We start from the raw sequence: 23,140 nt of genomic DNA on the forward strand, positions 1-23,140 counted from the left end.
CAGAACTGGTCAACAACGATGACTGGATGGAAGAGTTCCTACAAGGGCTGTGATATGCATTCACACGTTGCAGGTGAAAAACACCTTCTATATTTCGCTGCTGGCTGGTTAATAACGGTATAGCATTAAGAAGGTCTTGAAACCCCGGAACCCAACACAACGCTTGCACAAACAACGATAACTTCACCGACCATTACCTGTAACTGGCAGTGATTTGGAATCCTCCGCCGACTCCTAAAACGAACTCTCAGCCTATGATGCCTTGTACGCTATACCCGTTGTCTTGACAGTGGGAGCCGCCACGTACGGCCTTTGCGCTTATGCCAGCTACAGGGCCATCAGGGAGGCAAATCCGTTATTATCAACAGGACAAGCTTTTCACAATCACTCAGACATCCGCTGTCTTTCCAGCGGACACAATATCAACTGGCCGCTTTAGCTGACCCATCAACTGGCTCTGGAAGAACGCCGGAAGCACTTGAAATGAAGACGGTCGTTTAGAAAATTAGGTATCAGGTCTTCCTTTGCATATGCAAGATTAAAGATCTGACCGCCAGTGAGGTGGCGGATGTGATGGATAACCTCACACAACGCACTTCCTCGACCAGCTTGAAGCCTGGCGCGCGCTCAGTCCTGAGCGGCCAGAACATTCTGGCAAGCACTGTTGGATGAAATCCTTGCCAACTGTGTCATTTACACTCACCGGTGGCAGGAAGGCGATATTGTTTTCTGGGATAACTCTCAAGTCATGCACCGTGGGCAACTCTATGACTCAAGGCATTATCAGCGAGTTGGCCTCAGGTTAGGGGTTGTGGCCCGGGAAGAAACCACTCTGCGACATAGCGAATTATTGAGGTGGGGAACCTTGCAACTATAAATCTGTCGAATCCAATGGATGATTAGTAACCGGTAATGAAAAAATGAATGCAACATATTTTTCTTTTGCCACTACTGCTGCTGCAAAAATTAACTCCATGGTTTACAGCTCAAAGGCTATGGGTGGAAAACAGCAAACATCAAGGACATTGTGCAAAACGGTAACAACTGCGGAAGAGCCGGTAGAGCCGCGAATAAATAAGCGCAAAGCAATGGATGAAAGGCCCATCATTGCGGATCTTGGCAAAAAAAGTTGTAAAATAACCACTCCTGATCACCAGATTGCTGTCAGGCAGAGTCCACAGCCTTCAGAATCAGGGCAAGCAAGTATCTCACAGAAACTTTCTGATCCCCCTGTCTTACCAGGTCAAAATATACAGAGAGACCTGGATCAGCCCGTTGAAATAAATGGAAGACAATATACTCGTCAGGAAATTGCCGGGTTGACCATACCAGAACTTAATCAGGTTCTAAAGAAAGAAGAAAATAAAGACGTTTGTAAATTTGTAAGGTATTTGCGAAGAACTGAGAAGAATAAAGGTTACTCTGAAAAAAGCAGAGGATTGAAAGTTATTAAAATGAAATACATTGATAAGCAAATAAAAGTAATGAAATCAGAAAAGGATAGACTGAAATTAGAGAATAAAAATCTATCCCGGGAAATAAAGGCCATTAATAAAAAATGTAAAGATGTTGGGCGGTTAATTTGCATTAATAAGAATCAAATAATAGGCAGAAAGTAAACAGAGGTCTTTCTTTTTGAGCATGGTAAAGATTTAAGACCTGCTGTTTTTTTTCTAGCTACTTTCAAACAGCCTTTTATTGTTACTACAGAACTACCAAAAAGTTCTAATCATTAAAAACCACCGCCGCCACCGAAGCTACAGTCACCGCCGCCACCGCCGCCGAAGCTGCATTCACCGCCGCCGAAGCTGCATTCACCGCCACCGAAGCTATAGTCACCGCCGCCACCAGAGTAACAGTCATCGTGACTACTATAAGTATAAGCACTACGGCTGTGATTACTGCTGCTGGCGAGTAAAGTACCTGCAACCAATCCTGTACTCAAGGTGTTTCGCATGAAACTGGAAGCTCCGGAGTAGCCAGTACTTTTGCCTCCGGAGATGGAAGATGTGCTCGGGGGGTGAGCTTTGACATGCGCTCTAATGGTTTGTCTTCGAGCCTGAGAGAATTTTTTCGCCGGAGTATTTGGCACATTTGTCGTTGACCTCCGTGTGTATGGTTCACTTTTCGGTTGGTCAACAGAGGTACAGCTAAAGCAACTCCACAGACCTTTTCTCCTGGTCTTGGGCGCTTGTTTCTCCGTTACACAATCGGAGCGCACAGTGGCCCCTGAAATGGATTCCATAGAAATCTCCAGTGTTTCAAAGTTCGACAGGTAATGTTTATTTATAAGTCCGCGTTATTGCATGATTCCTGATGACAGGGACAACATTTGGCGGAACACCATGGAGCCTAGTCATGATTCCGGATATGGCAAATTTTCTATGTTTTTTTTGGCTATGTTTCCTTTAAAGGCACTGTTCGGGAACAATCGTGAATAAATTCAGTCCAATTCGATGAGTCAGGCAAGCTGGATTTATTGAACGATGAATATTTCAGGCAACTATCAACCAATGGCCCAAAGTGGAAACAATCTTCGGCACTGTCAATCCTGTCAGAATGAACGACAAGCCTTGCAAGAGGCGGCCCTGGATGAAAGCTCCGCAGTGGTGTGTCTGGGATGCTGTTTCTGCATGGAATTAAGTTTGGGATACGGCTGGATTGCGTCTGGTTTCTTTGGTGTGCTATGTGCCGAAATGTGCCAGCCATTTTTATTGAACCTGAGCGTTGATTTAGCTGATGAGCGGCTGAAAGATCGCAAGTGCGATCACACGGATAACTTGACGCCCCGGCTTAACGTTAGTGATAGCAGCACCAGAACCGACATTGCAGCTGCCAGGGCAACGGGTTCAGTTGATGACCGTCCGACTACACAGTCCCGGCCTGTCACTGTTCAGCCAGAGGAAAACTCAGACAGATACCCTCGCCCAATCAGGCGTGGCAGAAAGAAACGTCGCCGGTAGCGCTGGAATTAACCTGATCTGATACGTATGGCAACACTTCTGCTCTTTCACGTGTTTATCAATAGACATTGCTCTTCTATTTTATTTTCTTAACCGGGCAGCAGTGATACTGCCCACATTATCATTATCAACATCTTCATCAGCAACACGTTGCGATTCGACAAAATCAGCCCACACAGCAACGTCATGTTTATTGTACAAACAAACAGGAATTTGCCAGCAGTATTTTTTCAGACTATCAGGCAATGGCAACTGATCCAGAACTATATACTGATCAGTGGCTGCATATCGTTTGATGATCGATCGGCACAAATACTTTAATGAGTAAGGGCTATCCACAATATTCTCAATGGATAAAATCTCATTAAAGTTCCTGTCGATAATGCGTAGTGGACTTTCTGCAAGAAACTTTCCTGTCAGTGAGGTTGCCTTGGCAATGCATTGAAACGTACTGGTTTTATCAGGTATTTGTTGAAACAGAATTCTGAGTATTTCATCCTCACCATTGAGGGCGGCGAGGTAAAATAGACGGGAGTCATAACCCATGACTGCCTTGTGCCACCCCCTGCTCAGGATGAGCTCTACCTCACTGGAAAAACCACCTGCGATGACCGTCAGCAGCGGAAACCAATGATTGTGGTCCAGTGTGAAGACTTCTACCTTTTGCCGGATAAGGAACCGTAGAAGATCTGTGTTTCTGGACTCATTGGCGTAGTAACAGGCGAGCTGGAAGACAGAGGTGAAGGTTTTGCAGTTCCTTGCATTGATATCCGCACCATATTGTACAAGTCGTTCTGCCACCTGTTTATTCCCTTTGCGGCAGGCAGACATCAGCGGAGTCGAACCATAGGTGTTGACCGCTTCAACATCTGCTCCGGCCACCAACAGTATCTGGGTAACCTCTTCGTTGCCTACTTCAGCAGCAGCATGCAAGGGGCCGAACATCATCGAATCTGTCTTCTCAATATCTGCGCCCGCAGCCAAAAGCATCCCGGTGACCTCTGTACAGTTCTGGTCGGCAGCCGCTATCAGGGGGGTCCAACTGGCACTGTCGGCCTGGTCCACATCAGCTTTTGCACGAATCAGCTTTCTGACATGCTCGGGCTGATTAAAATAGGCGGCCCTGGTCATTAGTGTAAATCCCTCATCATCTACTGTGTTCAAGTCACCTGACGACAGAGCTTCATCAATTGAACGACATTGGTCTAATACACTGGGCAGAGTATCTGCTCCGTTCAATTGCCCGTTCAGTTCAGGGGGGAGCGTTTCAGCAGGTTTCACTTTACGATTGTCCAGTCTGGGCATCGTGCCCACTTCAAGCTGGTTGTCAGCGGTTGGCAATTGACGGTTAGTAATCTGATCTTCTGGATATTGGTCGCTGGACAGACTGCTAGGGACAACCGGAAGCGAACTCGATAATCTTTCTGCTGGACCCACACTACCTCCCGGGAAATCAGGACAATATGACAGCATCTCTATTAGAGAGATAAACGTCATGAAAGTTCCTGATCGGGCAGCTAATCGCAATAGCTCATGACGGTTTCGTCATGATGAAAAGCTGTCCTTGCAATGTGGGGCGGAAAATATACGACACTAATTTTTTAATTGGTGCCATTAGATCCTTCATAAGCAACCATATTAAATGCCCTGGAGCGCAGATTGCTGGCCAGTTTGCCTTGGGCTGGATCGGGGTAACTTTTCTGAAGACGCTCCAGAACATGCATAAGGACAATGCGTGATTCGGCATCGAGCTTTGGCTCTATACATTCAAGGACTGCCAGGACATTAATGCGCGTCATTGCCATCAGTGCGCGGGCAGGACCAACAGCCTGACCGATTGCCAGGTTGAGTTCATCGATCATAATGCTGGTAAGTGACCTGGCGTGGGTCGAGTCACCTGAAGCCAGCACAGGGGAATCGTAATTTAGCAGTGTTGACGGGCCAGAGTCCATCGGGGTGATCAAGTCAACCACATAAATCCAGTCTTTCCTTGTACGCGTTCCTTTTAAACGGAGAATGAGGTTGCAGAAGCAACAGTTTATGCCGTAGTAAACCTCATTGAAGTCGTTGGTATGAAGCGGTTCGTACTTATCCGGCAAGTAGCCACCCTGCTTGGCAGCTTCCTCCAGCCAGCCATAGAGTTGACCTTTGATGCTACTGAAATCCTTTCTGTTAAGCACCAAAAGATCGGTATCCCTTGGCGTGACTGAGCGTTTAATAAGATCCGGGAATATTTCGGCTGGTAACAGGTCGCTGCTGGTTGCCAGCTCAAATGCCTCGCTCCCCCAGAGTGACTGAACCTGTAGCTGGTAAGCACGGCTTCCCAAATATGCCACAGACTTCTTATCATGATTCAACGCCTGTACCCCCCTGGCTATTTGCTCATGAAAATAATCTCTTGTCGTGAGGGTCTGCGGAGTATCTAACCTGACAGATTTGTTGTTGTTTGCGATAAAGTTTGCCAGAGAGTCAAGGCTTTTTCTGGTTTGTTTTTTAGAGCGGCCATTATGAGTCGGGACTGGATTCAGTTTATGACTGACAGTGGTTTTGGCTAATGATAGCTCTTTAGAGATATCCAGGTCTTTTAAGCCGCGTGCTATGAATTCAATATTTTTTTTCAATCTTTTCCTGTTACCAGCTGAAGCCTGTTCAAGTTTGGCAATCGTTGGAAACTCATTTTTGAGAATGTCGACCCGTTTACTGCTAACGGTAGCCAGAGCATCATTCAAATGCATAATTTGTTGCAAGCTGTCGTATAAAGTAGCGTGAATTGACTCGAACAGAACAATTTTCAGGCACTTGTCTTCATTAATGACGTGTTCTCTGATTTTGTTTAAGTGACTGAAAGCATCTTTGAAACTGGATTTGATGCTTTGGTTGAACTTATGGAATTGATCAGTTTTCTCTGTGATCCCGGCAGCATTTGCTTTGATTTTTTCATTCCCTTTCTCTTTGGTCACCTTAAGTGCGGGTGATAAATCACTGGTATGAATGCTGGTAAGGCAGGCTTCCAGATCACTGAATATTGAAGCGCATGCACAAATTTGCTCAATGAGCACTACGCAGTAATGACTGCACTGGGAGAACATTCGCAATAACTCAGTGTGCGGTGATTGTGCACTGTTGGCGAAAATATTGGTTAGCCATTCACAGGATGTTCGGTCCAGTTCCGAGATGTTGATGCCTGGATTGTAGGCATCGCACTCTTTATTAATGAGCTTTAAAATATCATGCTTCTGAAGCAGAGTTCGTGCCAGGAAGGATTTCAGGTACTCAGAAAGCGGTTGCGGATCGTCATTTGTTATTCCATCCCCGGCAGTATATTGCATGATGATTTTTTTGGCCTGATCAAAGCTATTCCTGATGGTCGTCTCGTGATTGTTGGTCAGAGTCTGTATTCTTTGCCTGGCCAGTGATAAACGACGGTGGAATGAGCAGTCTTTCATTGCGTCATCGGGCAATAAGTCAAGCTCATGCAACTGCTCTTCCCATCGGTTCAGAGTATCCAGTATTTTTTGCAAATACTCGGTTTTCTCGACCGGTATTAACGGTGAATGGTTCTCAGTTTCAGCCTCCTTGTGATCAAGAAGGTAACTCAGGTAATTAGAAGCAGTTCCAAGCCCTTTAATGAAATAATAGCTAAGGGGGTAGCATCTGGATTGTGTATACTCATCAAGTTCACTATGCCAGCTTTCGATGTTAATTCCTGCCGTATTGTCATGTTTAAGTGCTTGAATAACCGGCTCCAGTGAATACTTGCTGTGGAAAACTATTCGAGTGGTTGCTTCATAAGCCTTTTTGGTTTCCTCCCATCGGCCTGATATTGAAGCTGCATGTATTAAATCTGCACAGAATAGATGCTGCCCAATCGTCCGATTATCAACGCAGACGGGTTGAAATTCGTGATCACCAGATTCTTCCCTGTATCGATCAATTGATTTGAAAAGTTGGTCAGAGGCGATATGCAGGATAGGCTTTTTCCTGTTCAAGTCTTCCCATGCACCTGTAGCAATGGCAGTGAGCATATCGCTGATCCCTTCATTTAGCATGTCAGACTCTTTCGGATCAAAGCCAGGGTGTTTCTGGGGTGGCACATGCTTAATTGAGTGGAGCTTCCTGATGTGCGGTTTTACTCGTGCCCGCAGGGCGATATCTTTTCTGACATCACCGTTTCTTAGCAATGTCTCCACAACACAACGAACAAAGGATAAATGGCAGACAATAATTACACTCAGAAAGCTGATGGATTGCTGGCCCGGAGAGTCATCCCTGGGGTACCATTGCCATAGCATTTTGATGAGAACACGATACTGCATGGCCAGGTGCAGCGTTACTTCACTCATATCATTGCTCAGAAACAGCAGTTTGGAGAGTTTGATATATTGACTTTTGTCAGCGAACTTTTTTGTGTTGTACCAATCAACAAGTTGGTAAGCATTGTCTCTGAATACCAGATATTTATCGGCGAGACACCTGAGCGAAATCAGACTATCGTAGATTAAGCTATGGAACTGGTGACGATCGGTATCAAGAAACGTTCTTTCGAGGAATTCCTGATCAAGTTGCGCGCTAAGTTTGGATAATACCTCCTTGAAGTTTCGGACACTCCCTATCGTAATTGTCTGAGGGGACGACGTTATTCTGAAAAGGGGAAGAGTACACACAACGCTGTCATCATCAGGCAGAGGCTTCATGAACACGTCGGAGACAGGGCCGGAGGCTGATGACGGTTGCGGAAGGCTCTGCCCGGCAGCTGAGGTCAGTTCAGGTGTATGATACGTTTTATCGACAGGACTGGTCTCCGTCTGTCTTTCAGTCAGTGACAAATCACTGGGCTGGGAGTATTCCGGGCCATTGATGTTATCACTGCTCACGAAATGAAGTTCTGGTTTGATTACAGAAGCCACTGCTGTCGTTGGGTCTGCGCCCACCAATGCTTCTGAGCGGTGCTCAGTGGTGTATCCGTCAGGGGCTGGACGGGGGAAGGGCGGCGGAGTAAATGTGTTTTCGATATTTTGCATAATTATTTTTAAAGAACAGCATATAATAACTGGATATATTTATTATTCAGACATAATTACTCTGATTTGGTTCCATAGATTTAATTACGCTCAAGGAGTCGATTGCTCCAGCCATATCTATTTTGGTACTAAAGTACATAAAAGTGGCTTGGGAACTGTCCTCACTAAGACACTGATTTTTTAATTGGCTTCATTAGAGCCTTCATAAGCAACCCTATTAAATGCCCTGGAGCGCAGATGGCTGGCCAGTTTGCCTTGGGCTTCATCGGGGTAACGGTTCTGAAGACGCTCCAGAACATGCATAAGCACAATGCGTGATACGGGATCGAGCTTTGGCTCTAAATATTCAAGGACTGCCAGGACATTAATGCGCGTCATGGCCATCAGTGAACGGAAATGGCTAACGCTAACCGCCTGATTGATTGCCAGGTTGAGCTCATCCACCATAATGCTGGTCAGTGGCCTTGCCCAGGTCGAGTCACCTGAAGGCAGCACGGGGGAATCGTAAGTGAGCAGTGGTGACGGGCCTGAGTCCATCGGGGAGATCAAGTCAACCACATAAGCCCAGTCTTTCTGGAAATAACTTCCACTTAAAGAAACAATAAGGTTGCAGCAGCAACAGTTTTTGCCGTAGTAAAACTTGTTGTCATTGTCAGGAACAAACAGTTGATATTCCCCTGGCACATTGTCGTCTATACCGGCAGCTTTCTTCAGACGGATAGAGATTTGTGTTTTGATTTCACTGAATTTCTTCTGGTCAAGCACTAAAAGATCGGTATCCCTTGGCGTGACTGAGCGATTAATAAGATCATTAGATATTTCGGCTGGTAACAGATGGCTGCCGGTTGCCAGCGCAAATGCATTATTCCCCCAAAGTGACTGAATCTGCATCTGATAAGCACGGCTCCCCAGATAGACCACAGGCAAACCTTGATGTTGCATCGTCTGCACTTCGCTGGCTATTTGCTTCTGAAAATAATCTCTTTTACTGAGGGTTTCCTGAGTATCTGACCGGATAGTTATTGCATTGGCAAAACCTGCCAGAGTATCACTGTGATTGATGACTTGATTGTTGCGTTGACCTTTTTTAATCTGGCCTGAATTCGGTTTACGCCTGCCAGAGGTGTTGGCTAATGATAGCTCTTTTGAGTCATTCAGCTCTTTTAAGCACTTTGCTATGAAAGTAATATTTTTATTCAATCTTTTCCCACAACTTGTGGTAGCCTGTTCAAGGTTGATAACAGTTGGAAATTCATTTTTGAGAATGTCGATCCGTTTACTGCTAACGGTAATCAGGGCAGAGTTCAAATGCTGAAGTTGTAACAAACTGTGGTATAAAGTCGCCTGAATTGACTCTGAAAGCACAATTTTCAGGCATTTGTCTAGCCCATTATTATTGAGTTCTCTGATTTTTTTTAAGTGACTGAAAGCATGTTTGAAAAAGGTTTTGGAACTTTGGTTTAACTGGTCAAATCTATCAATTTCCTCTTTAATCCCGGAAGCATTTGCTTTGATTTTATCTTTCCATTTCTCTTTGGCCATCTTAAGTGAGCGTGATGCTTCACTTGTATGAATGCTGGTAAGGCAGGTCTCCAGCTCACTGAATATTGAAGCGCAGTCACAAATATGCTCAACGAGCATTGCACAGTTATAACAGCCGTGGAAGAACGTTAGCAATAATTCGGTGTGTGGTGTTGGTGCATCGTCTGCAAAAGTTTTAATCAGGGATTCACAGGATTCTTTGTTCAGTGCTGAGATGTTAATGTTTGGATTGAATACACTGCACTCTTTATTAATGAACTTTAAAATATCATTATTATGGAGAAGTATTTGTGTCAGCCGGGATTCCAGATATGCAGGAAGCGGTTGCAGATTGTCATTTGTTATCCCATCCGAGGCGCTATGTGGCATGATGGCTTTTTCGGCCTCATGAAAGCTCTTCTTGATGGCCATCTCGTGATTTTTGGTCAGAGTCAGCAATCTTAGCCAGGCGAGAGATAAACGGCGGTGGTATTTGCAGTCTTTCATTGCAACACTGGCCAACAAGCCAAGCTCCTGCAACTGGTCTGTCCATGTATCCAGAACATTCAGTATTTGGTTCAGCTCTTCCGTCTTCATTACCTTTATTAGTGGTGACTGGTTCTCCGTGGCACTCTCCTTGTGAGCAAGAAGGGTACTCAGGTAAGTAGAAGCAGCTTCAAGCCCAAGGGTAAAATACATGCCAGGGGAGTAGGGGCGGGATTGTGTGAATTCATTAAAATCATTATGCCAGTTCTCAATGTTGATTCCTGCTGTGTTATGTTTAAGTGCCTGAATAACCGGCTCCAGTGAATACTTGCCATGGAAAACTATTCGAGTGGTTGCTTTAAAAGCCTTATCGGCTTCGTCCCATCGTCCTGCCATTAAAGCAGCATGGAATAACTCTGCACAAAATAGATGTTGCTCAATCGTCAGTTGATAAATGCAGACTGGTTGGAAATTTTTTTGATCATTCCCTTCTTTCCTGTATCGATCAATTGATCTGAAAAGGTATTCAGAGGTGGTTTTCAGGATATCTTGAGGAGCTTCCCTGTTCACGGTTTCCAATGTCCCTGTGGCAATGGCAGTGAGCATATTGCTGATGCCTTCATTCAGGGTGCCGGTACCGTGTGGTTTTATGTCAGGGTGTTCCCGGGGGCGCGCATGTATAACTGTGTGGAAGTTAAGTGGTTCTGTTGGTGCCCGCACGGCGATGTGCTTGTTGAAATCAGCGTATCTTATCAGGCCCTCCACAAGACAACAGATATATGACAAATGGCAAACCAGAGATTCACTCAGAAAGCTGATTGATGGCTGGTGCGGGTAATCAACCCCAGAGGGCCATCGACATAGCATTTTGTTGAGATCACGATAGAGCATGCCTAGCCTCAGTATTTCCTTACACATATCATCACTCAGAAACAGCTGTTTGGAAAATGTGGCATGGATTTCTATGTAGGCAAATTTTAAGGTGTTATACCATTCAACATGTTTGTAGGAACTGTCTTTGAATGCTTGATATTTATCAGCAAGATGTTTGAGATAAGCCAGTCTATTGCAGATTAAGCTATGGAACTGGTAACTATCTAGGTCCAGAAACTTTCCAGCGAGAAATTCCTCATCAAGTTCCATTTTAAAGATGGATAATTCATCCTTGAAGTTTTGGACATCCGTGGTGGTAATTTCCAGAGGTTTGGGCAGTGTCATGTCGAAAAAGGGAAGAGTGTCCATGATGGTGTCATCATCATCAGTCAGAGGCTTCATGAACACGTCAGAGACAAGACAGAAGACGGATGACTGTTCCGGCTGGTTCTGCCCGGCAGCTGAGGTCAGTTCAGGTGTATGATACGTTTTATCGACAGGACTGGTCTCCGTCTGTCTTTCAGTCAGTGACAAATCACCGGGCTGAGAGTATTCCGGGTCATTGATGATATCACTGCCCGGAGAATGAAGTTCTGGTTTGATTGCAGAAGCCCTGGCAGTGGTTGATGTGTCCGCCAATTCTTCTGAGCCAGTGGTGTGCCCTTCAGGGACAGGCCGGGGGCAGGATGGCAGAGTAAATGTGTTTTCGATATTGTTCATAATTATTATTGAAAGAACGTTATGTAATAATTGGATAAGTTTTATTAATCAGACATAATTAATCCAATTTGGTTCCATGGAATTAATTACGCTCAGGGAATTGGAGGCAAGTCTTTCTTTTTGAACACATTCAAGAGCTGATCGTGGTTTTTACGTGACACCGGCCTTGCTAATTTTGGAACTTTATTAAATAAAAGTGGGCTGGTTTAAAAATAACGTTTTTTGACTTAACCAGGATGTTTCATAAACGTGCTCCCGATCTTGCTTATGAAATATCCGGGTTAACGATGATTGCCTGAATACTTCTTTAATCAGATACTTTTTGTGAAACCTGTTCGGTTGATCGAATATGGTCTGTTGATGGTTGGGGAATCAGAATTTTATTTTTGGGCATCAAAGATTCAATACCAAACATCGGTTTTCCTGACACCGGTTTTTCAAAATTTGGCACCGATTTTTTCGAAATTTTAGCTATGGCCTCATATTATAAATAATTAAATTAATCACCAGAGATTATGTTCATAGCGGTTCCAATGCTCATAAGAATTCCATGGCGCAAACTGAATCTCTTGGGATTCTGATCACTGCTCCAGATAAAAGTTCCATAATGAGGGATAATTTCAGCTTCTTGGTGGGAAAATTTTGCTGCTGTGTATTGAGCACAATGGCGGCAGGGTTGATTAGAGAATCTGTTGCTCGATTTTATGAAAAATGGATTTAAAAGATATAACCTGGGTTGACCCTTAGCACTAAAGAAATTGTCAATAACTGAACGAGATCACACTTTTCATAAAACATTAGAATACTATGATCTCGCCTATTCTGAAGCGCAAATATTATCTCCAGTTCCTTATTAAAGGCTTAACAAAGATTGGTTGCCTGATTACATTTTTAGTTCAGACTCAAATCCCAGCAAATTCCTGATGTTTTCAGCTACAGTGGTGCCTCTACAAGCCTTCTCAAATGTTTCTAATGCTTCTTTATAGGTCTCTCCGCAATAGAGGGAATGAGTGTTTTCTCCACCACTCTTGGTGGGAAATGTTTCACCACAGTACACGACATTATTGTGGGAATCGTATTCAAAAAACGTTTTACACCGGGTTGGATTGGACGCCAGGAGGAAGAACGTGCCATCATCAAATTGACCAGCATACATTGAATGTGGGTCGCTTGGTTGAATATATTTATGTGGACTAAATCGGCGGGCATGATTCAAATCTATATCATTGAAAATATAAACTCCTGTAAACTCTTTCACGGTATCTTTACATTCCGAGTACTTCTCTTCGTGCAATAATCCATCGAATGCTAGGGAGTATTTCAACATGTCCTTATAATCAAGGTCATTGTACTGGCGTTCAATTTTTATCATATTCCTGAATTCAAGCGGAGGAGGACCTGATGATGATGTAACTGATTGCATGCACCAGGTTTTCATAAGATAGTCTTTCTCCGACTGTGACTTGAATGGGTGAAAATCAGGTTGCGGTATTTTGGTAGCTGGAACAACTTCTTTAGCCGTTAAATTATTAAACTTTGCTGTGGCACCTGTTTTTGCCGTAGCATCCTCGGTTGTTTCAGGCTTTTGTTGTTCTTGCCACGCCATTTTTCGGTAAGTTGATGCTGATATTGGGGAAGTCATAAAAATTACTTGTATTCTGATTAATTAAGTTGATGACAAGGGGTTATGTTCAAAGCGTTTCCAACACTCATGAGTATTTCCTGGTGCAAGGTGGAACTCTGTCAGTTTTGACCACTAATTCAAATGAAAGTTTCGTGATGAGGCATAATTGCTGCTTCTTGGTGGAAAAGTTTTTCTCGGTAACTTTTCGCTCAAAGGTATGAGTCATGATTTTTTTGAATCCCGGACTGCGCTCTGGTGAAATCGGGTGCCTCTGACTTTATCCATTGCTCAAAAGCCTTTAATGATTCATCTATTTTTGTGCTGTCATAATCATTGATATTCCGAAAGTATTTCTTCATTGATAAATTGCACTCATATTCATTCTTTTTATGTTTGTCCATATTCGCTGAAAAGTCATCCAGCCAATGTTTTCCTTGTTGATTAATGATCAATAGTTTCATGAATTCCACTGTGGTAATAGGGCTAACAGCTATAATTTTGTGCTTCAGGCAGCATTTGGCTATTTCTAATCGACGCACATCTGAGCAACTCTCCCATATTTTTATAAAGTGATTTCTGTATTTTTCCAGGGTATGTCTATCACAAATGTTAGCCTTAAAACTATCTATCATGTTTTGACCTTCATGATCTAATTCAAAACACAACATTTTATTATTTTCTGTGCTCCTGAAACTTTTTTCGGATTTCTGCTCTCCCCCATCGTTTGTGTTGATGCCAAATTCTATGTATTCGTGTTCAAGAGGAAACATGGCAAATTCTATAATGTTTACAATTAAAGCCAGAACCTCTTCTTTGGGTGCATGGCTACACACATCTTTTTCAGGGTCAACTAAATCTGACAAATCGCTCAGAAATAACGATGTTGCAAAGCTAAAGCACTTTTGATTTTCATCACGTACTTCTCTAAGGAAGGTGGTTCTGAAGTCAAAGTAAAAATTCCTGACATTTACAATTTTACGTTCATGGAATTTCGGGTTCTTTTTGATAAAATTCGATATAGTTTCAATATTACCCATCCTTATACGAAAAACTTCTTCAACAATAAATTGAAGTCTTTCCGGATGCTTGTTGATGACATTGTCAATCTGTTCAACGAGGATTTTTTTGGTTGTTTCATCCATAGGTGTCCTGCCCTTGACGCGCCTCTGAAAAAAAGCTTCCGCCACCACGAGACGACGCAAGTAATGACTTTTTTCCATCACCTCCAGCCATAGTTCCAGATTGAACTGCCCCTGACTGTTGATACATGATTGTGATATAGCCTGGGATAGCTTGGGTATACTGTCTGTTACCGGCTGACTATTTATTAATTCAGCAGGAGTAAATGTTGCGCTTTTTAACACTGATAATGAAAAGCATTCACCTTCAAAAGAGCAACCTTTAAAATAAACCTTTTCAAGACTTGCGTCGTTTAACTGCTCCATAGTGAATTGACAGTGCATGAATTGAGTTCTTTTAAGTTGGGTATCATTCATTGAGCAGCCTCTGAAATCCAACCCTACGAGCTCTGGGCCCAATATCTCAGCCTGTATTTTCAAACCATCCAACGACTGCAGTTTTCCTTCCAGCAGCTCTGGATTTTGTTGAAGCAGCAACTCTAAACTTTCTTCGCCACAGGCCTTGATGAGCATTTTGATGTTTCCGGGGATCCTGCTGAATAGAGCAGTTAACTCATAGTAACGGGTTGACGGGGAATACTGAAAAAGCGCTTCCAGCGGGCGTCCGTCAGGCCAGTGGCTGTAACGTCGCTTGAGGGCATGCAACAAATTTAACCGGTCTTCTGGAGAGCTGACGTGCAGCGATTTCAGTTCATCAAACAATGACAAAGGGTAGGCAAAGAAGATCTCGTGATATGGGGCTTGCATCAATTTCTGATAGTCATCATGCGAGCGCAGAATTATTTTAATATTACGTCGAAAGGCCTCCAAACCGGGGTGGAAACTGTGATAATCAAAATGATGTTCAATGGCACAGAGATCAAGACGGCCGAGCGCCTCAGATTTGATCAGCGCGGACAATAGCCCCCCATAAGTACTATGCCCGATTTTATGCTCGACAGGCTGGATACGGGCAAACACATCACGGGCGTCAACATTAACCTGACGATTCATATCCTTCGTAGTGGGCTCCAGGCCAATGTCCGTCCGTCGCTCAAAGGAACAAAGAGTGCCATCATTTGCCAGGCTGGACGTGAGAGTCTTATTACTGTCCGTGTTGCCAAGAAAACTGACATTGTGACCGGGACAGAACAACCGGGCAGGGTTTTCGGCAATGCCATGTGGCAGCCCCGGAAGGAAATATATCAGTCGTCCTGCACGAAAACGCAGCTGCTCCTCAAATTTAAGGGGCTGTTTTAGCAGCTCTTCAAGAAACGCTTTTTTTCTGGCGATTACCGAAACATCCGCGTTAGTATCTGCTGCTACGGCACGGTTCATATCACCAAGGCAACCATGATAGTTGGCCAGGGCGTCCAGCCACCGTTCCTCCAGGTCGCTGGCATCCGGTCGCTGACAATGAATGCCCAGCCCTGCCAACTCACTGAACAGCGCTTCAACCACTGATTTACCGTGTCCGGGCAAGGTCAGCGCCAGGCTATTTTGTAAGGCTCGGGCCTTAGGCAACCACTCGGGTATAAACTCAATATGCCCCTCCTGACTGACCGGTTTCAGTTCCGCCACTCGCACAGGTGAGGCACGCTGGCCGACATAATCAAGCTGAGTCTTGTTAAAATAACTGACGCTCTGACCTGTTTGCCTGGCGAAACCGTGACTGAATTCAGCCAATTGTACTTTTGCTTCACTATTTTCAGCGGCCCGCGAACAGACCCGTGCAGGAAAGGTGGGTTCAGGCAGTTGGACTAGGTTCAGGGAGTTCTTGCCAACAGACGGCCTGTCTGCTTCTAAAGACTCCCGGCAGATGGCGACATTGGCTTGCAGGTCTTTTATGGCCTTGTCGATGGCGTCGTGATGAGATGGGTGCCATCGCCCTTTATCCTGGATTAACTGCTGCGCCCATTGGTCACACTCATCGGCCAGGCTGGCCAGGTCGCTGCGCCAGTCCCGGTAACTGGCACTCAGGTGGCCCTGAAGGTAAAAGATCCATGTGTTCAGATGGTGCAATCCCCGTTCCAGGGCCAGGTTGTCTGCCAGTCGGTTGCTGGCATCCCGGACCAGCTGGAGAGACATCCGGGTAATCGGCTTGCCATCCTGATCCAGTCGCTGGCTAAGGCAGAGCTGTCCGCCATGGATATCCTGGCCCTTAACCTGCAGCCAGCCCCCGCGGATACCCGCCGCCGCGATGGCCTGATACTCTGCCATGGATACCCGCTCTCCGGCCTCGACGCTGTTGGCAAATCGGGTGGTGAGCCAGGCGATTCGATCATGAATCGTCTGCCGTAACCAGCTACGGTCACCGGGCAGGAAACCGCTGTGTTCGATCTGTTGGTCCAGAGTTTGCCAGTCAACTTCACGCAGCATCGCTTTCAGGGTCTGCCCCAGCAGCTCATCGTCCAATTGTGACAGGATAGCCACGCAGGGGTTGTGGATAACGTGGGAGTTCATTGCTGGTGCCTGGGGATCCCGCAGTTTTATCAACAGCAACGGCATGGAGGAAAAATCATCCTCTTGGGAGGCGGGTTCTGGTTTATCCGGACACGGATAGCGTGTGGCCATCCCGGCGAACTCCCAGTTCAACATCACCGGCTCCCCTTGCGGGGTCAGTTCAATGTTCTCCCAGGCTTCATTGACCATGGCTTCATTGCCAACGATGGTATTGACCAGTAACAATCTGGCCCACTGATTTGCAGGCAGGGATTGCAGAGGGTCTTTCCCACTTTTCAGGTTACCCGGCCAGTCACCGGGAATTTCACTGACCACATAACTGCAATCCTGTTCCTGATGGGCAAAGGTGACGGGGGCATTAACGCCCAGCAGTCGGGCGAGATTGGCCATCAGTGCCTGATTGCGGGCGCTTTCCAAAGAGACCGCCGTTTTGATGTAGTAGCACTGTTGCTGAACGGGGTCATTATACAGCTGTCCAATCCTGCTCCCTCCCACGCTCTCGATCTGCCGGTTCAGCCTGGCCAGGGAAAAGGCTGGTTCTGGCTTCACCGGGAGACCGGTAAAAGGTGTGATCAGCTTGCTGATGAAATCGGATTGTGTGCCTATGGTAAATAACTGATACTCGAGTGGCGAAGGATGGTGTTCCCACTGCTTTTTCGTGTTAACACACCGGGTAGAGGTTTTGCTGAAAAACTGTTTGGCTGTTTCGGCGCTGTCTTGCAAGTCGATGGAATACCAGAGATCGCCCTGGCTGGCAATCACCCGGCAGACCTCTCTGGCCAGACAGCGCCACGCTTCACGGCTTGTGTCATCATGGCAGTCGGCAAAACACTCCAGCTTGTCCATATAAAAACAACATCTGACCCGCATAACCTCCAGCGTATCGGCATCATGGAGCAGACTGCGCAGTGTCTGTATCTCCCCGGGCAGATGCTGGCAGGCATCCGGTCGATCCTTGTGGCGAATTGCTTCACCGCACTGCCAGGCCAGGGATTGCTCAATGCCACAGTTGCGCAGGTGCTCTTGCAAATTGTCACCGCTGGTCTTCTCCCATTCCGTGGTGTCTTTTCCATCTCCTTCACGGCCTGAATCATGGAACAGACAGGCCTTGACCAGTAACGGTACCAGGTGCTCAGGAAAGGACAGTGCTCGGTGATCATGTTGCTGTTTGCGTTGCTGCAGTATTGCCAGCGCCCAGATTGCACTCCGGCAGCTGTGCTGCAGGCCATGAATAAGGCGCGCTATGGTCTGGGAGGGTGGTAAAAAACTGGATGGGTGATATTCCTGAAGCAGGGCAGTTTTTACCGGAATCTCAATGGATTTGATAAACGGTTGGTCGATTATTGGCAGTCTGGACGTTTCCATTTTGGTGTGATGGCGGACCGATGCGCTTTCAGCAGTCGTCGATGTCGGCTTTTCATAAGCCGTTAGACTGATTTTCCGATGAGCGTTGCTAACCGCTATCTTGGGTATCTTGGGATCGGGTGTGTACTGGTCACTGGAAATAAAGTTTTCAGGCTTATTCGAAAGGCCGTCACCTGAGGGGATTAGGTTGTCATTAACCTGGACCTTTCTGGTGAACGTCATGCATTGTCTGTCGTTGTCGTCTGGTAGATTAACATCGACAGGGGTTTGTTTATCAGGGGCGTTCAAATTACTGGTGCTGGCCGAATTAATCATTGAGTCCACCTTTATCGTTCCCGTTCCCATTTTAAGTTTCTGAATTATTCGGCCATAAATTTTTGTAGTTTTTAGCCCGGATATCTCATAAATGTGCACCCGATCTCCCTTGTCTTTTGCCGCTGCGGGCGACAAGGTTCCCGGCTTTAGCATCCTGCGTCGTCGTGGCTCCCACATCCCTGTGGTCGTACGCGAGATTCGGGGCAGTTTATGAAATAACGTTTTGACCAATCGCTCAATAATTAGTTCCCGTCCAAAAACGCATCGGGCAATCCATGCTCAAATTTGAGGAGCACCTGAAAGATGCTCTGTTTGATTCCGTCAGGCCTGCTTACTTGATGGTTAGGTTAAATGCCTGGAGTTAATGTTATAACTTTTTAATTCTGAACTGCGTACGAAAAAAGCCGTAAACACCAATTTATTGCAACCATGCATCAGTAACGGGAGTAACTCATGTTGGCAAAAATAGCTACTTTCAGAAGCATAAACATTGTCATCAAACGATGGCTGGTACTCATCCTTCTGTCCCTGGCTACCGTTGCCACAGCAACCCAGACGCCAGAAAACAACACAGCTGAAGCTGTTGACAACGAGTCGATCAGCACGCCAGCAGATCCTGAGGATCTGGCCAGAATCAATCGGGCCGCGGGTGCCATCATGGGTGTACTGATTGGTGATGCACTGGGGCTGGGGACGCAGTGGTATTATGATATGGACGCCCTGCACAGGGAGCACGGCACCTGGGTTGACCACTATGTTGACCCCAAACCCGACGGCGATCACCGGTTCGCCAACGTCAGCCGGTTTCGCTACGAACAGGGATTACGCGCTGGTGATTTCTCCCAGACAGGGCAGGTTTACACGTTGTTGCTGGAGAGCCTGCATGAAAAAAAACAGCTTGTGGGCAATGACTTCTTCCAGCGTCTGGATACCTTATACGCCACACTCAGCGGGGAGGCCTTCTCAGGTCGTTACACCGAAAGCCTTCACCGAGCCTTGCTGAAATATCGAGCCCGGGGTATAGGCTGGAACGACCTGCGGTCGTTCGTCCCGCCTAACGATTCATCTGACGGCGCATTGCTGCTCGTTCCCCTTGCTGCCACCATCTCCGACCCTGAACATTTTGCCCGTGAAGCGGACCAGCTGCTGCAGGTGTTTTACCGTGATCACTTTGTCAGGGGTAACCATATCGTCTACGGTCTGGTTATCCAGGCGTTGATCAATGGCATCACTGTTGATGAGCTGGAAGATTACCTGAAGTCGATGGCTCGTAACCCTGCCATTGCCCCTGTTGTTGGTGGCTTCGACCGCTTCATAACCCCGGTCAATGGTAGCATCGCCCGCCGTCCGGACCTGGTCAGTATTCCAGAGCCGAAGTACGTCAGTCATCTCTTTGGTATGGACTGTCAGGTTATGCACTTGCTGCCCGCCGCTTACTACCTGATGTATCGGTTCCCGACTGATTTTGAGATGGCTACCCTCTCCGCCAGCAATGGCGGTGGCAATAATATGGCCAGAGCAGCATTGACCGGAGCCATCGCCGGAGCCATAAACGGCATCAGCAATATACCGCAACGGCTGTTAAAAGAATTACGCAATGGTGACGAGCTGGAAAACCTGGCAAGGGAGGTAGCCAGTCAAAATCACTAGCAAAGATTGCCTGATTACATTTTTAGTCAGGCTCAAATCCCAGCACTTTTCTGATGTTGTCAGCTACAACGCTACCTTTACAAGCCAACTCAAACGTTTCTAATGCTTCTTTGTAGGTCTTTCCGCAATAGAGGGAATGAGTGTTTTCTCCGCCACTCTGGGCGAGATAGGATTCACCACAGTACCCGACATTATTGTGAGAATCGGCTTTAAAAAGCCTTTCACACTGGATCGGATTCAACGCCAGGAGGAAAAACGTGCCATCGTTAAATTGACCAGCATATATTGAATGTGGATCTTTTGGACCAAGATTTTTAAGGGGGCGAAGCTGGCGGCCATGATTCAAATCAATACCATTGAAAACATAAACACCTGTAAACTCTTTCACTTTATTGTTACATTTCGAGTAATTATCTTTCTGCAATAATCCATCGAATGCCAGGTTGTATTTCAACATGTCCTGATGCATAAGGGTGTTTTTCCGGCGTTCAATTTTTATCATATTCCTGAATTCAAGCGGAGGAGGACCTGATGATGATGTAACTGATTGCATGCAAATGCTTTCATCAAAGCAATCTTTTTCGTACTGTGACTTGAATGGGTAAAAATCAGGTGGCGGTATTTTGGTAGAAGCCTGTGGCACAACTTCTTCAGCCGATAAATTATTAAACTTTGCTGAGGCACCTGTGTTTGCCGTGGCATCCTTGGTTTCTTCAGGATTTTGTTGTTCTTGCCATGCCATTTTTCGGTAAGTTGATGCTGATATGGGTGAAGTCATAACAATTACTCATATTCTAAATAATCAAGTTGATGACAAGGGGTTATGTTCAAAGCGTTTCCAACGCTCATGAGAATTCATGGGGCAAGGTGAAACTCTGTCGACTCTGACCACTGATCCAAATGAAAGTTTCATGATATAATGGATATTTCCGGCTTCCAGGTGGAAAAGTTTTACTGCTGTATTTTTAGTAAAATGGCTGACTATAAACGCAGTTACAGTAGTTGAGAGTCAGGTATTTTTATGCACACATTCAAGAATCAAGAACTGCCACTGGTTTGCAATTTGTTTATGCTTTGGACGCAGGTCTTGAAAAATTGAACTTTAAGCATAAAAATCAGTCGAACTTTATAAAATTGAATCCAACCTTTTAATAACAACTAGTACACGGTTTCAATGAGTTTTATGGGTTGTCGTGCCTCCGCACTCTGTTCGCCCTGAGCCTGTTGAAGGGCGTAAACTCCGGACTCTGATAGATCGTGCCAAGCACCCTTCGACTCCGCTCAGGGTGAACGGAGATGGTACACGTCAAACTCATTGAAACCATGTACTAACATGATGGTTCGCTCTTCAGGCAATTTGCAATGAACTCATTAACATCAGACTGTGGATTTTACTGGTTCAAGTCCCTGGCAAGAGAGCCGGTGGAACATGACGAAAGATTCAGTATTGGCTCTGCGGTCAGCCCACTTATGGTATCGGATGAAAGTCAACCCCAAAACACTTTTGAGGCAACGCGGCTCCCTGAGCGACTCACAGTTGCTGTTTCTGAATCAATAGCTGTTCCTGAAACAGTTGCTCCTGAGCCAGTTGCTCTTGAAACAGTTGCTCCTGAGGTCATCGCTGTTCAAGAGTCAGTTGCTGCTCAAGAGACAGTTGCTGCTCCAGACGCTGCTTCCTGTGTTGGGCTCTCTTTGCCCGGAACTTCGCCTGTTGTCAAAAAACAGATTCCCGAACAGCTGCACGATATTTGCCAGCAATGGCTTGCGCTAAGCCACCGCTTCCCTAAAGACCTCAGTTTCCAGCAAACCGGCGAACTGGTCGAGGCCTTCAGAGAAATATTGCTTCAGCGACTTAGGGGATTGGCATCAGAACCTTCCAGATCCACCACGGGCTGTCAGCCATCGGGGTGGTCTTCAACGCACCACACCAAACCGGCTGACCAGAAAAACGCACCTGATGACAGTAGTCAGAGGGATCATCAGCTGGTGGACCATTTCTGGCTAAGTTACCTGAACGCGATAAGCCGACGTATTACCCAGATAAGCAGTGACGATGTTCGTGTGAATGGCCAGAGTCCGGAAGAACCGAATCCGTTCACTTTTGAGCAGCTGAACCAGAAAAGCTGGGATTTATATGCCAGGATCGGTGTGAGCTATCCGGACAACATCCCGCTGATTCTTAAACAGGCTTCCTATCCCCTCAGCCATGGTGGTGACACTTTCGCTATTATCCATAGTGTTGTTTTTCAGGGCGTAGAGGCCAGCAGCAACTTTGTGAGCACCCTGCTTTTTTCCCTGTGTGAATACTATCAGCCGGAACAACGGCCTTCGCCAAACGGCTCTGAGCCAGTGATTATCCGGTTATTCGAGCAGCTCGGCTACTGGCGGCAACAAAACGACAAACTGATTGTTCCGAAAGTCAAAACGGCTAAAGGAGAGATTCGCCCCATGAGTATTTTCAAAAGCATGGAGCGAATTATCCCCAAAGAACACCCATTCCAGCAGGCCCTGGCCAAGGTCCAGCTTGACAGCGGCCCAATCGGCATACTGGAAGGCAGTGTTACCCGGCAAAAAAAATGCCTGAAGCAAACCATCAAGGCGCTTGCCAGTTCAAAAGCCGCTGATGATCTGGCCAAAGCAAAACAAGGACCATCGCCAGCCAAAACACAGCGAAAGCAAAAAAAAGACAACAAGACCACCGCCCCCCTCTCCAGCAACAAACCTGCTGCGCCATCGACACCTACGCCATCAGAGGCTGGCAAAAACAATTCCGGGGAATGTCTGAGCACATTGGCAGACAACAGCAGCTCGCCAATAACATTTGCCAGACAATGCAAACAGCTCATTAATGCTGATAACGTCGACCTGCTGAAAAAACTGCTGACAGACAATCCGCAACTGTTCTACGGATTAAAACAGTCACAGAAAAATAAAATTGACCGTTTTCTGAAAGCAAAGAAACTTCCCAATTTTATGCGGGATAAACACTAAAATACGCTGGTACTGGATAGGGTTGTTCAG

At 46.0% G+C, this 23,140-nt stretch carries 11 protein-coding genes; 5 read left to right on the plus strand and 6 right to left on the minus strand.

Going from position 1 to position 23,140, the window contains the following annotated elements; genetic code table 11:
• Positions 1 to 664: 664 nt before the first annotated feature.
• The 3 genes from ACO6UY_RS04985 (at position 665) to ACO6UY_RS04995 (ending at position 2,963) form a co-directional block, all read left to right on the plus strand.
• Entirely contained in the window at positions 665 to 877 is a 213-nt protein-coding gene (locus ACO6UY_RS04985; RefSeq protein WP_422449776.1) for a TauD/TfdA family dioxygenase, read from the plus strand.
• 43 nt (positions 878 to 920) lie between these two features.
• Positions 921 to 1,619 (plus strand): hypothetical protein, encoded by a 699-nt coding sequence (locus tag ACO6UY_RS04990; protein WP_422449777.1) that lies wholly within the window; start codon positions 921 to 923, stop codon positions 1,617 to 1,619.
• An 894-nt stretch (positions 1,620 to 2,513) separates the two neighbouring features.
• The gene (locus ACO6UY_RS04995) at positions 2,514 to 2,963 is read left to right on the plus strand and encodes a hypothetical protein (RefSeq protein ID WP_422449779.1); all 450 of its coding nucleotides are present in this window, start codon (positions 2,514 to 2,516) and stop codon (positions 2,961 to 2,963) included.
• Positions 2,964 to 3,044: 81 nt separating this feature from the next.
• Here ACO6UY_RS04995 and ACO6UY_RS05000 read toward each other — a convergent pair whose 3' ends face one another.
• From ACO6UY_RS05000 to ACO6UY_RS05020, 5 genes are all read right to left on the minus strand, one after another.
• Positions 3,045 to 4,460, minus strand: coding sequence for an ankyrin repeat domain-containing protein (locus ACO6UY_RS05000; protein ID WP_422449780.1), 1,416 nt, complete (start codon positions 4,458 to 4,460; stop codon positions 3,045 to 3,047).
• 104 nt (positions 4,461 to 4,564) lie between these two features.
• Positions 4,565 to 7,984 carry a hypothetical protein gene (locus ACO6UY_RS05005; protein ID WP_422489253.1) on the minus strand — a complete coding sequence of 1,140 codons (3,420 nt, stop codon included), beginning with the start codon at positions 7,982 to 7,984 and terminating at the stop codon, positions 4,565 to 4,567.
• Between the two features lie 180 nt (positions 7,985 to 8,164).
• Positions 8,165 to 11,584, minus strand: a complete 3,420-nt coding sequence (locus ACO6UY_RS05010; protein WP_422489254.1) for a hypothetical protein — start codon at positions 11,582 to 11,584, stop codon at positions 8,165 to 8,167.
• An 883-nt stretch (positions 11,585 to 12,467) separates the two neighbouring features.
• Positions 12,468 to 13,226, minus strand: a complete 759-nt coding sequence (locus ACO6UY_RS05015; protein WP_422449783.1) for a hypothetical protein — start codon at positions 13,224 to 13,226, stop codon at positions 12,468 to 12,470.
• Between the two features lie 191 nt (positions 13,227 to 13,417).
• Positions 13,418 to 18,469, minus strand: coding sequence for a pentapeptide repeat-containing protein (locus ACO6UY_RS05020; RefSeq protein ID WP_422489256.1), 5,052 nt, complete (start codon positions 18,467 to 18,469; stop codon positions 13,418 to 13,420).
• A 453-nt stretch (positions 18,470 to 18,922) separates the two neighbouring features.
• Between ACO6UY_RS05020 and ACO6UY_RS05025 the strand changes: the two genes are divergently transcribed.
• Positions 18,923 to 20,119 carry an ADP-ribosylglycohydrolase family protein gene (locus tag ACO6UY_RS05025; protein ID WP_422449785.1) on the plus strand — a complete coding sequence of 399 codons (1,197 nt, stop codon included), beginning with the start codon at positions 18,923 to 18,925 and terminating at the stop codon, positions 20,117 to 20,119.
• Between the two features lie 22 nt (positions 20,120 to 20,141).
• On the opposite strand, the gene ACO6UY_RS05030 is transcribed toward ACO6UY_RS05025, so the two are convergent.
• Entirely contained in the window at positions 20,142 to 20,897 is a 756-nt protein-coding gene (locus ACO6UY_RS05030; protein ID WP_422463078.1) for a hypothetical protein, read from the minus strand.
• A gap of 584 nt (positions 20,898 to 21,481) precedes the next feature.
• Between ACO6UY_RS05030 and ACO6UY_RS05035 the strand changes: the two genes are divergently transcribed.
• Complete coding sequence (locus tag ACO6UY_RS05035) at positions 21,482 to 23,110, plus strand: hypothetical protein (protein WP_422449788.1); 1,629 nt, start codon at positions 21,482 to 21,484, stop codon at positions 23,108 to 23,110.
• Positions 23,111 to 23,140 lie beyond the last annotated feature (30 nt).

This window comes from Endozoicomonas sp. ALE010 (genome assembly GCF_049310165.1).
Lineage (GTDB): Bacteria > Pseudomonadota > Gammaproteobacteria > Pseudomonadales > Endozoicomonadaceae > Endozoicomonas.

What these genes read in the sequence shown, in the direction of transcription:
- ACO6UY_RS04990 (WP_422449777.1), top strand. Translation starts at nt 921, where the DNA reads ATGAATGCAACATATTTTTCTTTTGCCACTACTGCTGCTGCAAAAATT.
- ACO6UY_RS04995 (WP_422449779.1), top strand. Translation starts at nt 2,514, where the DNA reads ATGGCCCAAAGTGGAAACAATCTTCGGCACTGTCAATCCTGTCAGAAT.
- ACO6UY_RS05000 (WP_422449780.1), bottom strand. Translation starts at nt 4,460, where the DNA reads ATGACGTTTATCTCTCTAATAGAGATGCTGTCATATTGTCCTGATTTC.
- ACO6UY_RS05005 (WP_422489253.1), bottom strand. Translation starts at nt 7,984, where the DNA reads ATGCAAAATATCGAAAACACATTTACTCCGCCGCCCTTCCCCCGTCCA.
- ACO6UY_RS05010 (WP_422489254.1), bottom strand. Translation starts at nt 11,584, where the DNA reads ATGAACAATATCGAAAACACATTTACTCTGCCATCCTGCCCCCGGCCT.
- ACO6UY_RS05015 (WP_422449783.1), bottom strand. Translation starts at nt 13,226, where the DNA reads ATGACTTCCCCAATATCAGCATCAACTTACCGAAAAATGGCGTGGCAA.
- ACO6UY_RS05020 (WP_422489256.1), bottom strand. Translation starts at nt 18,469, where the DNA reads ATGATTAATTCGGCCAGCACCAGTAATTTGAACGCCCCTGATAAACAA.
- ACO6UY_RS05025 (WP_422449785.1), top strand. Translation starts at nt 18,923, where the DNA reads ATGTTGGCAAAAATAGCTACTTTCAGAAGCATAAACATTGTCATCAAA.
- ACO6UY_RS05030 (WP_422463078.1), bottom strand. Translation starts at nt 20,897, where the DNA reads ATGACTTCACCCATATCAGCATCAACTTACCGAAAAATGGCATGGCAA.
- ACO6UY_RS05035 (WP_422449788.1), top strand. Translation starts at nt 21,482, where the DNA reads ATGAACTCATTAACATCAGACTGTGGATTTTACTGGTTCAAGTCCCTG.